10 protein-coding genes and 5 tRNA genes are annotated in these 12691 nt (G+C 47.6%); 5 read left to right on the top strand and 10 right to left on the bottom strand.

Annotated features, from left to right (window positions below; all coding sequences use genetic code 11):
- The first annotated feature begins 31 nt into the window (after positions 1-31).
- Complete coding sequence (gene dinB, locus AZ602_RS08095) at positions 32-1090, top strand: DNA polymerase IV (RefSeq protein ID WP_103034470.1); 1059 nt, start codon at positions 32-34, stop codon at positions 1088-1090.
- A gap of 16 nt (positions 1091-1106) precedes the next feature.
- Here dinB and AZ602_RS08090 read toward each other — a convergent pair whose 3' ends face one another.
- The 6 genes from AZ602_RS08090 to AZ602_RS08065 form a co-directional block, all read right to left on the bottom strand.
- Entirely contained in the window at positions 1107-2498 is a 1392-nt protein-coding gene (locus AZ602_RS08090) for a wax ester/triacylglycerol synthase family O-acyltransferase (protein WP_227525203.1), read from the bottom strand.
- Between the two features lie 147 nt (positions 2499-2645).
- A complete protein-coding gene (locus AZ602_RS08085; protein WP_103034468.1) occupies positions 2646-3434 on the bottom strand; it encodes a thiazole synthase in 789 nt (262 codons plus the stop codon).
- A 166-nt stretch (positions 3435-3600) separates the two neighbouring features.
- Positions 3601-3676 (bottom strand) — tRNA-His (locus AZ602_RS08080).
- Between the two features lie 21 nt (positions 3677-3697).
- Positions 3698-3774: transfer RNA gene (locus AZ602_RS08075), tRNA-Arg, on the bottom strand.
- A gap of 59 nt (positions 3775-3833) precedes the next feature.
- Positions 3834-3910: transfer RNA gene (locus AZ602_RS08070), tRNA-Pro, on the bottom strand.
- Between the two features lie 150 nt (positions 3911-4060).
- Positions 4061-4378, bottom strand: coding sequence for a rhodanese-like domain-containing protein (locus tag AZ602_RS08065; protein ID WP_103034467.1), 318 nt, complete (start codon positions 4376-4378; stop codon positions 4061-4063).
- 157 nt (positions 4379-4535) lie between these two features.
- Between AZ602_RS08065 and AZ602_RS08060 the strand changes: the two genes are divergently transcribed.
- From AZ602_RS08060 to AZ602_RS08050, 3 genes are all read left to right on the top strand, one after another.
- Positions 4536-5561 carry a DUF4105 domain-containing protein gene (locus AZ602_RS08060; protein ID WP_103034466.1) on the top strand — a complete coding sequence of 342 codons (1026 nt, stop codon included), beginning with the start codon at positions 4536-4538 and terminating at the stop codon, positions 5559-5561.
- Positions 5562-5735: 174 nt separating this feature from the next.
- A tRNA-Leu gene (locus AZ602_RS08055) sits at positions 5736-5820 on the top strand.
- Positions 5821-5895: 75 nt separating this feature from the next.
- Positions 5896-5972, top strand: a tRNA-Ile gene (locus AZ602_RS08050).
- A gap of 288 nt (positions 5973-6260) precedes the next feature.
- On the opposite strand, the gene mqo is transcribed toward AZ602_RS08050, so the two are convergent.
- From mqo to dxs, 4 genes are all read right to left on the bottom strand, one after another.
- Positions 6261-7943, bottom strand: coding sequence for a malate dehydrogenase (quinone) (gene mqo, locus AZ602_RS08045; protein ID WP_103034465.1), 1683 nt, complete (start codon positions 7941-7943; stop codon positions 6261-6263).
- A gap of 378 nt (positions 7944-8321) precedes the next feature.
- Positions 8322-8462, bottom strand: coding sequence for a hypothetical protein (locus AZ602_RS10145; RefSeq protein ID WP_199174108.1), 141 nt, complete (start codon positions 8460-8462; stop codon positions 8322-8324).
- Positions 8463-8758: 296 nt separating this feature from the next.
- A complete protein-coding gene (locus tag AZ602_RS08040) occupies positions 8759-9592 on the bottom strand; it encodes an inositol monophosphatase family protein (protein ID WP_078318115.1) in 834 nt (277 codons plus the stop codon).
- A gap of 85 nt (positions 9593-9677) precedes the next feature.
- Positions 9678-11771, bottom strand: coding sequence for a 1-deoxy-D-xylulose-5-phosphate synthase (gene dxs / locus AZ602_RS08035; RefSeq protein ID WP_103034464.1), 2094 nt, complete (start codon positions 11769-11771; stop codon positions 9678-9680).
- A 293-nt stretch (positions 11772-12064) separates the two neighbouring features.
- On the opposite strand from dxs, the gene ribA reads away from it, so the two are divergent.
- Positions 12065-12682, top strand: coding sequence for a GTP cyclohydrolase II (gene ribA, locus AZ602_RS08030; protein ID WP_103034463.1), 618 nt, complete (start codon positions 12065-12067; stop codon positions 12680-12682).
- The last annotated feature ends 9 nt before the right edge of the window (positions 12683-12691 follow it).

The following is a 12691-nucleotide window of genomic DNA, read 5'->3' as shown; positions in this document are numbered from 1 at the left end:
TTGTTTGGCTCGCTGTAGGGTATAATAAGCCATGCGAAAAATCATTCACATCGACATGGACGCCTTCTTTGCCAGTGTCGAACAACGGGACAATCCTACGCTGCGTGGCAAGCCGCTCATCGTCGGTGGCGATCCCAATGGGCGCGGGGTGGTCGCCGCTGCCAGTTATGAAGCCCGTCAATATGGCATCCGCTCAGCGATGAACTGCTCTGAGGCGCGTCGCCGCTGCCCTCATGCGATTTTTGTGCGGCCGCGTTTTGATGCGTATCGCGCGGTCAGTCAGCAGATCCAAGCACTGATGCACGCCATCACGCCACTGGTTGAGCCCCTATCGCTTGATGAAGCCTATCTTGATGTCAGCGATGTTTGGCATATCCATGGTTCGGCAACCGCCATCGCCCAAAAGCTACGCCAAGACATATACACCACCACAGGACTCACCGCATCCGCTGGCGTCTCAAGCACCAAAATGCTTGCCAAAATCGCTTCTGATATCAACAAGCCCAATGGCATCACCATCATCCCACCCGAACACGCTCAAGCACTGATCGACAGCCTGCCGATTGAACGATTTCACGGGATCGGTCGCGCCAGCAGTCAGCGATTGCATGAAATCGGGGTACACAATGGTAGGCAGCTGCGCTTGACACCGCTTGAGACTTTGGTGACATTATTCGGTCAAAAGCGCGGCCAGTTTTATCATGACATCGCGCACGGCATCGATGAACGCCAAGTTAAACCTGATCGCGTGCGAAAATCTGTCGGCTCTGAGGTGACCTTTGGGCAGAATATTCATCGAGATGAAATCTTATTACAAAAAATCCGAGAACAAGCCGAAGAAGCTTTTGATGATCTCAATAAAAGGCAACTACAAGCCCATACGGTGACGCTAAAAATCAAATACGCTGATTTTAGCCAGATCACTCGCAGTCACTCACTGCCATCGGCTTATACCAGCGCAGATTTGGCCTATCAGTGGTTGGTGCAGCTGTTTCGCGACATTCCACGCGCGCAGCCGATTCGCTTGGTAGGTGTCACTTTTTCAAATCTTGATTCATCTCAGCGTGAGGTGCAGCTGGCTCTGTTTTAGTTCAGGCCAAGAGCCATCAACTGGACAGATTTTCATAATCATCGAGCGCTTTGGCGATCAGCGAGGTCAAAGACTGGATGTTTGGCAGCGTTGATTGACAAGCAGTGATACCAAAATCAATCCGATCTTGATAATTGGTGAAGCTGATGTTCAGCGCTTGGCCATCAAACAGCACCGAAACTGGATAAGCAGCTTGTAATTTGGCGCCATTTAGGTACAGCGGCGTATCATCGCCTGGCACATTGGAGATGATGAGATTAAAGGCTTGTTTTTTAGGATATAAACGCGTCGCCAAATTCACTCCTGCCCATGCATAGTGCGCGGCGGTGTAATTGATAAACTGCGACTGCGTCATGCGAGCGATGCGCGCCTTACCTGCTTGCATGCTTTGATGGATTAGCTGCAGGCGATGCTCTGGATCGGGGCTATGCGTCCCTAAGTTGGTTGGAACAAATGAGATTTGGTTGCCGATGGCGGTGTTATTTTTGCGCAGTGAGGTCGGCACAAAGGCGATCAATGGATCCTCAGGCAATGCATGTTGCGACAGCAAATATTCTCTTAACGCCTGAGCGCAGACCGCCAAAATCATGTCATTGGTCGATACCGACAATCGCCGAGCCACACCGACGAAGCGCGCCTTTTCAAGAGCGATGATCGACAGATGGCGGCTGGTGCCGATGCGCTGATTGAGCATCGATTCTGGCGCATTGAGACTGCTAATAAAATCAACAGCATCTGTATTGGCTAAGGTTTGTTGAGAGATTTGATAATCGCGCAAAAGCTCAGAGGACACAGGCCACACGCCATGCAGCTGATCTTTTAGGCGATCGCGCCAACTTCTATGCTCGATGATAAAACTGCTTTTTTTATTGCGAATATTGCGCAGCCAAAGCGGCTGAGACAGGCGCTCATCCGGCAGATGCGACAGCGAGCGTTGAAACAGGCGCATCGCCGCCACGCCATCCATCAGTGTATGATGCACTTTGATATATAAAATAAAGCGCTTAGAGCCGCCCTCATATTCAGGCTCCAAATTATCAAACAAATGCAGCTCCCACAGTGGGCGGCTGCGATCGAGCCTGCGTTCGTGCAGCCTTGAGATCTGCGCCAGCGCCTCACTCATCTTGGCAGTTTTTAGATGATGATAGTGACAATGGTGATGGATATGAAATTTGCGGATATTGCGCCACATCACCCCACGGTGCAGCACTTGATTAAAAGGAAAATTAGGCAAGGCATCTGTGTCAATTTGGCTGATCAGCTCATTAAAATAATGCTCATCATGATCATCAGGCAGCTCAAACACACAAACCCCTGCAACATGCATGGGCTGCTTGGCATTTTCTAAGAATAAAAACAGTGAATCGACTATGCCAACCGCGCGCACTTGACCATCCTTAAGATCCAAAAATGCTTCATGATAGCAAAATTTGCCTCACTTGATAAGTGACTTTTTTGAGGATTTTAAAATTTTCTAAGCACCCTTAGCCAAACCAACCCTCAAGATAGATCGCACATCGCCCAAAAGATCAGGCGTTACGATCGGCGTGGCGGCTCATGATGTGAAAAAATACCCCGTCTGCGGACTGCTGGCTTGTGCCATATAACGAGCTGGCATACGGCCTGCTAAGAATGCTTCACGGCCTGCAATGACGGCGTGCTTCATCGCAGATGCCATCAAGATAGGCTGCTTGGCATGAGCGATGGCGGTGTTCATCAGTACGCCATCACAGCCAAGCTCCATGGCGATGGCAGCATCTGAGGCAGTGCCGACGCCAGCATCAACAAGAACAGGTACTTGTGTCTGCTCGATGATGAGGCTTAGGGTATGGCGGTTTAGCAGACCAAGTCCTGAGCCGATCAGACTGCCAAGCGGCATGATGGCAACACAGCCCATGCTTTCAAGCTCTTTGGCGACGATCGGGTCGTCTGAGGTATAGACCATCACATCAAAGCCATCATCAATCAGCACCTTGGCGGCTTTGACAGTTTCGATGACATTGGGGTACAGATTCTTATCATCACCCAGCACTTCTAGCTTGACCAGATTATGACCATCAAGCAGCTCACGAGCCAGCATACAGGTACGCACAGCACTATCAGCATCAAAGCAGCCAGCGGTATTTGGCAAAATGGTATAACGCTCTGGTGAGATGACATCGAGCAGATTTGGCTCATCTTTATGCTGACCGATATTGGTGCGGCGAATGGCAACCGTGACAATCTCGGCGCCACTGGCATCGATGGCAGCAGCAGTTTCGTTTAAATCCTTGTACTTGCCTGTGCCGACAAGCAGGCGAGAGCTAAAGGTGCGTGACCCGATGGTGAGTAATTCTGCGCTCATGGCAAATCCTTATCTATCATGAATGGGTTGCTCAAATATCGTACAGTATAACGGCAATCCCAGCATTGGTAAAGTATTTTTGGTAAGATAACTAAGTCTAAAAATGGTAAAAAAATAAGTTTGAGACAACGAAAAACCCACCGATATCATCGATGGGCTTAGAATATGGGGCGACTAATGGGACTCGAACCCACGACAACCGAGATCACAACCCGGGGCTCTACCAACTGAGCTATAGCCGCCATAAAAAACTTTCAGGCATATGGCGCGCCTGGCAGGATTCGAACCTGCGACCACCTGCTTAGAAGGCAGATGCTCTATCCAACTGAGCTACAGGCGCTCGAGTGGCTTAGTATGTCAGTTTTCACCAACAAAAAAAGCCTGTTCGGCTTTAAAAGATGGTCGGAGTGGAGGGATTCGAACCCCCGACCCTCTGGTCCCAAACCAGATGCGCTACCAAGCTGCGCTACACTCCGATCTTTTGGTGACGACCAGCTTTTTATTCATCAGCTCGTCGTTGTGGTGCGTATAATACAACTAAGACCCAAAAGTGTCAACAACTAATTTTCAAAAAATGTGATAAATTTCATAACTTATTGATTTATAAGATATTTATTACTAGCGTCCTAGGCAGAATTATCCTCACGCACGATGGTCATCCCGATGGCGATGGCAGCGCGTGTGCCGCCAGTCAGATGGATGATGCTGCGCGTAGGGTCAAGTTCATTTAATCGCTCGGCTGCTTTTTGCGCCTTAGTACCACCACCGCACAGCACATACACATCCCCAGTGGTACCGTCGAGCAGTGATTTATCTAAGGTATCCAAAGGATGATTGATGGCATGTTCGATGTGGCCTTGTTGATAGTTATCCGCATCTCTGACATCCCAGATGGTTTTGTCACTGCTTGGTTGAAATTCGCTGATGTCTAAAGTGGTGATCATACTTGCTCCTTTAAATGATAAGCTGGTCGGCTGCATCGATCGACTGGCCAAAAGCTGACTTATAATAAGACTTTATAATCATATGCACCAGTCTATCATATGTGCTATGATGATAAAACCTTTTTATATTCGCTAACGATTTTGTACGGTGATATGCATGGTTCATCACATCCATCCAAGTTCAGCCAAGCCCATCCATGAGCCATCGCCCAATCGCCTAAAGATGCTTGGCATGCAGACAGGCTTGGGTCTATGGACAGCGTGGGGCGCGATGGCGTTACTGATTCATAAGCCGATGGGTATGGCCACTTATCCTGCGATTGCCGCCTTAACACTGATCTATGCGGCCAGTATTTACCAAACCAAAAGCACGCGCACGATGAGCCTTGTGCTGCTGCTCACCGCCATCAGTATGTGGCTATATGCCCAAAAACCCAGTAATGATCGTGCTTGGCAGGATGAGGTCGCCATGCAGCTTGTGCATGAGATTCAAGGCAATGTGGTGACCATTCAAAATGTTCGCAATTTTGAGTGGATTAGCGAAACTGACTATGTGCCGCGCTGGCAGACGCGCCAGTATGATTTGGCGCAGCTTGACAGCCTAGATCTTATCTTATCAATTTGGTCAAATGACAACATCGCACACACGCTCATGTCCTTTGGTTTTGCAGATGGTGAGCGCGTGGTGTTTTCCTTTGAAATCAGAAAAGAAATCGGCGAGCAGTTTTCATCCATCGGTGGGTTTTTTCGTCAATATGAAATGACACTCATCGCCGCCGATGAAAAAGACATCATCTACACCCGCAGTAATGTGCGTGGTGAGCGCGTCTATCTGTACCCATTATCAGTGCCAAAAGATGAGATGCGCGCGCTGTTCTTGGCCTATCTACAGGCTGCCGATGCGCTCAGACACACGCCAAGCTGGTATAATACTTTAAGCGATAATTGCACCACCGCGATTTTTGATTTGTGGCGATCAGTACGCGACATCCCAAAAGATTATCGCGTGCTGGCCTCAGGTCGCCTGCCAGAATTTTTGATGGGCATTGGCATCATCGATGGCTCAAAAGATCCACAAGCCAGCAAAAGCCAAGCTTTTATCAATCCCAAAGTCCAACAATACCACCACCAAAACCCGATCACAAGCCATGATTTTTCCAAAAAAATCCGTGAAGATCTATGATCTTGAGAACATGATACAAAAATTTATTAAAATTTATATTTAAAATCAATGACTTATAGATTTTTTATCAAATTGTCATCATTTTTATCAAAAAATGCTTGCCAAAATTTAAAAACCCTATATAATACGCAACATCAAGACGACGCGCTGATGCGCTACTTGATATAACAATTTGGGGTCGTGGCGGAATTGGTAGACGCACTGGATTTAGGTTCCAGCGCCGCGAGGTGTGAGAGTTCGAGTCTCTCCGACCCCACCAAATTTAAAAAGCCAGTGAGTGATCATTGGTTTTTTTATTATCTGCATGCAGCATCTGTGGGCAGATTCCCCATACGGGCCTATAGCTCAGTCGGTTAGAGCAGAGGACTCATAATCCTTTGGTCGCAGGTTCGAGCCCTGCTGGGCCTACCATCTCTTCTTTGATTGACACGAAGTTTTTGTTGGGCAACTTTTTAGCCATCGCCCTACTTTCTTTGGTTATTCTGTCATGTGCTATAAAAAAAGCACGCCTTACTCATCATTTCATTAACTAAATGTATCCGCTTTATCTTGTCAAAGCCATGCCTTTTGAGTATGGGCATTGATAGCCTTCATGACATCTAACTGCCTGTTATCGCAGCACACAACCAGCCTTACTATACCACCAAACAGCCATCAAAAAAGCCAAGCAAAATTGCTTGGCTTTTTTTTGTAGATCCATTAACGAGCTACAGGGATCGTCACCTCATGTGAGGTTTCGTTCAAGGCTGCAATGGCAGCGGCATCCGTCGGTGCAGGCAGTGCCTGTGTACCCTTTGGAGTATATACCAAGCCCAAAGTTCGGCTGGTTTCGGTGCGAACTTGATCAAGCAATGCTGGATCTTTGGCCAGATCTTTACCGTACGACGGGATGATCTGCTGGATCTTAGGTTGCCATTTGCCAGCAACTTGCTCTGGGAAGGCCTTTTCTAGCAGATTTAGCAAGATATGCGGTGAAGTCGATGCACCAGGTGATGCGCCCAGCAGTGCTGTGACTGTACCATCTTCTGAACTGAAAATCTCGGTACCGAACTGCAATTTGGCCGCTTCGTTTGGTAGCTGCTTGATGATCTGTACGCGCTGTCCACCTTGGAACGCCTTCCAATCTTCAAGCTTGGCCTCTGGATAGTACTTTTGCAGCTCTTTTAGACGCTCGGCATCACTGAGCATCACTTGGCTGATCAGGTATTTCACCAAATCGGTATTCTCAAGACCGATTTTCGCCATTGGAAAAGCATTGTCCTTAGTGGCTGAGTTGATCAGATCAAGTTGTGAGCCGTTTTTTAGAAACTTATTAGAATAAGTAGCAAATGGGCCAAATAACACATACTGCTTGCCATCGATGTAGCGTGTATCGATGTGCGGCACTGACATTGGAGGCGCGCCAAGCTCAGCCTTGCCATACACTTTGGCGTTATGTGCCGCGACGATCTCAGGCTTATCAGTCATCAAGAACAGACCGCCGACTGGGAAGCCTGCATAATATTTGCTCTCAGGTAGGCCCGTGTACTGCAAAAGCTTAATCGCTGCACCACCTGCACCCACGAAAACAAAGCGTGTTTTGGTGTGCGTGGTTTCGCCAGTTTGTAGATTTTTGACGCTCACTGTCCAAGTCTGATCCTCATTGCGGCTGATGCCTGTGACTTCGCTATTTGTGGACAGCTTAAAGTTTGGCTTCTTGGTTAGGCCATCGATCAGCTGCGTGGTGATGGCGCCATAGTTGACATCGGTACCGACATCCATGCGAGTAGCAGCGACCTGTTGAGTGGCATCACGGCCTTGCATCACCAAAGGCGCCCACTTGGCGATCTCAGCTTTATCTTCGGTATAAGTCATGTCGCTAAACAGCGGTGATTGAATCATCGCTTGATGGCGGCGCTTTAGGAAGTCCACTTGATCGCCCCATACAAAGGCAATGTGCGGCACAGGATTGATAAAGCTTGATGGCGTACCCAAGCGACCCTCTTTGACCTGATGAGACCAAAATTGCTTGGCAACCTCAAACTGAGCAGCAATCTTCTCAGCGCGCTCGATGTCGATGCTGCCATCCTCACCCTCGACGGTGTAGTTCATCTCCATAAAGCCTGAATGGCCCGTGCCGGCATTGTGAAAGCCATTTGAGCTTTCTTGGCCAACTTTATCCAAGCGCTCATACATATGGATCTGCCAATCTGGCTCAAGCTCATTTAAATAAGTACCCAAAGTCGCACTCATGATGCCGCCACCGATCAGCACTGCATCGACGACTGGCTCGTCACTGGCGTTTTCAACAGGCTTGGTTGCGACATTGCGAAATAAGAAAATCAACACGGCAATCAACGCCAAAACAATGAGTACCGCCAAAATGCGTAAAAATTTTTTCATAATTAACAACTAATACTAAGATCTTTGGCCAAATACTGCCAAAAGACAAAAAAATATGCACCCGCCATTCGGCTAAGTGCATCCAAAACTCGGCTATTATAAAGCCTTTGTCCCAAAAAATCAGTAAATCTCACAATATGTAACAAAACTGTGAATGCGCATTGATTTGGCTTAAGCCACTCAAAACAAACAAACCGCCCAACGAGGACGGTAAGTCTGCTTGAAAAACCGAGAACGGCTTGGAGAAACTTTCAAATTGATCGCGAGTTATCGCGCGGATAAGAATGTGTCTAACGGATAAACTAAGCATCAGATGCAGATGGCAATTAAAACACTCAATAAAACACTCACACCATCTGCACCAGATCAATCAATCGCTTAGGCAGTCATCGGCAGTGGTTCAGAATTGCCTTTGGCCAGTTTTTTTAGGACAGCTGCGATCATCTCGCTGGTAATCGGCTGTTCTTTGCCTTTTGATAGGATGTTCATTTCGATGATTTGGCGTTTTGGCTGTGTCATGTGAAACTCCATAATTTTTATTTAATCAAGCTGATCGGCTTGAATTTGATCCGTGAGCAACTTGTGAATATCGGTTGCTTGATGGATGTAGTATAACCTAAGTTTACGAATGTACACAACGACAAATTGCCATTTTGACCCGATAAAGTGTAAACACTTGTTTCATTTTTGACACACTTTGTCATATTTGGCGAAATATTGAGTTTAAGTGAAAATGACTATCAATTCACCTCAGTAAGTCGCCAATCACCCATAAAAAATGCCCGAACTTGTCGAGCATTATGAAGTGATTTACCTTAGCCAATCAGTGCATTTTCCCAGCGTGGTACGACAAGCTGCATCAACGGCTTGAGCAGTTTCATATTACACGCAAACACAGAGCCTGTGGTCATCGCATTTGGTGCGCCCTTGTGATCGACGACAACGCCACGCGCTTCGGTGACAATCAGCTCACCTGCCGCCACATCCCATGGCTTTAGTGACATCTCAAAATAGCCATCAAAGCGACCTGCTGCCACATAGCACAGATCAAGTGCCGCCGAACCGAAACGGCGTACCTGACCGCCATTTTCGCAGATGGCTTGTAGGCTGGCAAAATGCTGACGAGCAAAGCTCACACGCTCTTCACCGACCATACGCTCATAAGGATGACCTGTGGTGAATAGACCGCCTTCGATGGTTTTGCGTTCGCTGACTTGTAGGCGACGCTGATTCATCAATGCACCTCGACCACGACTGGCTGAAAATAGCTCATCACGCACTGGATCATAGACCACACCATGCTCGGTGACGCCATTTTTTTGGACTGCGATTGATACACAAAAATGCGGTACGCCATGCACGAAGTTTTGGGTGCCATCCAAAGGATCAATCACCCAGCACCAATCTGCATCATTGCCCTTACCTTCTTGTAGGCCAAATTCTTCGCCCAGATAAGAGTGATTTGGGTAGCTTTCTTTGAGTGTTGCAATGGTCAGCTCTTCGGCATAACGATCAATTTGTGTCACAAGACCATCAAGCCCCTTAGACTCAACCGCCAAATCTAGGCGGTGGCGATTTTGATGCGCTCGCAAAATTTCATGACCCACTTTTTTGGCAGCGTTTGCCGCCATGACAACCATCGGTTCCATAACTCACCTTTTCAATAAGTAAATGACTAAAGTTTAAATAAAAGTTAAATAATACATTATCATTCGTCATGATAATGGGCAATTGTTATAGCCAATCTGCCAAAGACTGATAAATCCCATCTGCATCCAAACCGCAAGCAGCTAACTGCTGTTCATGGCTGGCGTGCTCAATAAAGCGATCGGTGATGCCAAGGTTTTTGAGCGATACTTGATGACCTTTTGCAATCACATATTCATTGACTGCACTGCCTGCACCGCCTGCGATTTGATGCTCTTCGACCGTGGCGATATGAGTCACGCCTGAGCTGATCAACTGATCAATCAGGGTAGTATCCAGCGGTTTCACCCATCGCATATCAACCACAACCACCGCCAAACCATTGTCAGCCAAACGCATGGCAGCAGTTTTGGCATCGGCTAAGCGTGTGCCAAAGCCAAGTACGGCAAGCTTATCACCATGCGTTGTGTCAACATTATCCGACTGCCAAACGACATTCGCCCGACCAATCTGAATAGGTGCATCTGCCACATCCACCGCTCGCCCAATGCCATTACCCCGTGGATAACGCACCGCTGCCGTGCCTTGATGCTGATAACACGCGTTTAACAGCTGATGGCACTCGTGTTCATCGCTTGGTGCAGCAATGATGATATTCGGTACGCATCGCAAATACGCCAAATCAAACACACCAGCGTGTGTCGCACCATCTTCGCCCACGAGTCCCGCTCGGTCGATGGCAAAGGTGACATCGAGATTTTGGAGCGCCACATCATGAATCAGTTGGTCATAGCCACGCTGTAAAAATGTCGAATAAATCGCCACCACAGGCTTCAGTACACTCGTCGCCATACCCGCTGCTAGTGTCACAGCGTGCTGCTCAGCGATCGCCACATCAAAAAACCGCTCAGGATAAGCATTGGCATACTCGACCATGCCTGAGCCTTCTGCCATCGCAGGGGTGATGGCGACCAGTTTATCATCGGTTTTGGCGGTGTGCATCAGCCAGTCGCCAAAGATTTGCGAGTATTTTTTGACAGGTGCGCTTGGTTTATTTGGCTGATTTGCAGTCGATGTATCGGCAGTTTTTGGCAATTTACCAATGGCATGATACCCGATTGGATCAGCTTCTGCCGGCAAAAAGCCTTTGCCTTTGACCGTATGCACATGAACCAGCACCGCCCCTTTGAGCTGGCTTGCCCGCTCAAGCACACTGACAAGCTTTGGCAAATCATGACCATCAAATGGCCCAAGATAAGTAAAACCAATCGCCTTAAACAAATTATCAGCAAATAGCTTATCGCCAATTTTCTCAGCAATCTTATCAGGCAGTGGCGATAATGGCGTACCACTAAACAGACCACTGATTTTCTCGCCAATCTTACTCGGCAGACGGCTTGATACATCTTCCAAAGCTTCGTTTGCCATGTGTAGATAATGGCGAATACGGCGATCATCGGATGAAATATCACGCTTAACCATCAAGATATTGCCATGCTTGTCAATATCCATCGCAAGCCCCCGCTGCCATAGGCGTGCCAAGTGGCGTGAAAATCCACCAATTGCAGCTGAGATAGACATATCATTATCATTGAGCACAACGAGCAAATCGGCATTTTGCTGTACGGCATCATTCATCGCCTCAAACGCCATACCGCCTGTCATCGCCCCATCGCCAATCACAGCTGCCACTTTGCGATTTTCGCCAAGCAGACGAGCAGCCAGACTCATGCCCAGTGCCGCTGAGATGGATGTCGATGAGTGACCCACGCCAAAGGTATCGTATTCACTCTCATTTCGCTCAGGAAAAGCCGTCAAGCCATCTTTTGAGCGGATGCTTGGCAAGCGGTCACGGCGGCCTGTCAGCACCTTGTGCGCATAGGCCTGATGGCCGACATCCCAAACGAGCTGATCATAAGGGGTATTTAGCACAGTATGCAGTGCAATCGTCAGCTCCACCACACCAAGATTGGCACCAAAATGCCCACCGCTTACGCCGGTTGAGTATAGCAAATACGCACGCAACTCATCGGCAAGCTGGATCAGCTCATCGCTTGATAAGTGCTTTAAATCGGCAGGCGACGCCACCCGATCCAAAATCGGCGTAACAGGACGCTCTGCCAAAAGCTCAGTGAACACTTTGGCTTGATACGATTTTTTAGAAGTGGCTACATCAGACATGATTCGCTAAATTCCAAGAGCTTTGATAAATTCGCTTTTCATCGTCAAAAAGAGTATGGCATAATACAACAGATGCCAAACCATTTTTGGATGATGATACCACCCAAAATCAATCAACGATGATTAGATGGACTATTTTACAAGATAGCCTTTATTTTTGCTAGAAAAACCCCATTTATTCTAACAATTTTCATCAAAAACTGATGTTTGTGCGTTATTTGCATCATAATTTTAATAATATTTGACAATTTTTATTGATAATCAGCCAATTTTGCTGATTTAAGGGCAAAATTTTGTATCAATTTATCACCCAAGCCAAACTGCCAACCATTCATGGCGACTTTGATATTCATGTATTTGAAAATGAAGACGGACAAGAACACATCGCCTTAAGCTTTGGACTGCCAAGCGCCGATCCGACTGCCGTGCCACTGGTGCGGATTCACTCCGAGTGCTTGACTGGGGATGCCTTTGGTTCACTCAAATGCGACTGCGGCCCACAGCTGAACGCCGCCATGCAAGCCATCCAAGCACATGGCAGTGGCGTGATTTTGTATTTACGCCAAGAAGGTCGCGGCATCGGTTTGACCAACAAAATCCGTGCCTATGCCCTACAAGATCAAGGACATGACACCCTAGAAGCCAACCTACTGCTTGGCCTACCTGCCGATGCTCGCACCTATGAGATGTGCCAAGTGATGCTCTCACACCTTGGCATCACACAGCTTGCATTGATGACAAATAATCCAAATAAAGTCAATGACTTGGTTAAACAAGGCTTTGATGTCGTTGAGCGTCGTCCGCTGATTGTCGGTGTGAATAAATACAATCAAGACTATCTGAGCACCAAGGGCGTGAAGATGAATCATTTTATTGATGCCGATGATTTGACAGATCACCAACACCGATAATCATTAAAT

The organism is Moraxella sp. RCAD0137 (assembly GCF_002894025.1).
Lineage (GTDB): Bacteria > Pseudomonadota > Gammaproteobacteria > Pseudomonadales > Moraxellaceae > Moraxella > Moraxella porci.
Note: the sequence above shows the minus strand (reverse complement) of the source record. Positions and strands in the feature narration are given on the sequence as shown.

Coding starts and splice junctions, on each gene's coding strand:
- dxs (WP_103034464.1), bottom strand. CDS start 11,771: ATGTCTGATGTAGCCACTTCTAAAAAATCGTATCAAGCCAAAGTGTTC.
- AZ602_RS08060 (WP_103034466.1), top strand. CDS start 4,536: ATGGTTCATCACATCCATCCAAGTTCAGCCAAGCCCATCCATGAGCCA.
- AZ602_RS08085 (WP_103034468.1), bottom strand. CDS start 3,434: ATGAGCGCAGAATTACTCACCATCGGGTCACGCACCTTTAGCTCTCGC.
- mqo (WP_103034465.1), bottom strand. CDS start 7,943: ATGAAAAAATTTTTACGCATTTTGGCGGTACTCATTGTTTTGGCGTTG.
- dinB (WP_103034470.1), top strand. CDS start 32: ATGCGAAAAATCATTCACATCGACATGGACGCCTTCTTTGCCAGTGTC.
- AZ602_RS10145 (WP_199174108.1), bottom strand. CDS start 8,462: ATGACACAGCCAAAACGCCAAATCATCGAAATGAACATCCTATCAAAA.
- AZ602_RS08040 (WP_078318115.1), bottom strand. CDS start 9,592: ATGGAACCGATGGTTGTCATGGCGGCAAACGCTGCCAAAAAAGTGGGT.
- AZ602_RS08065 (WP_103034467.1), bottom strand. CDS start 4,378: ATGATCACCACTTTAGACATCAGCGAATTTCAACCAAGCAGTGACAAA.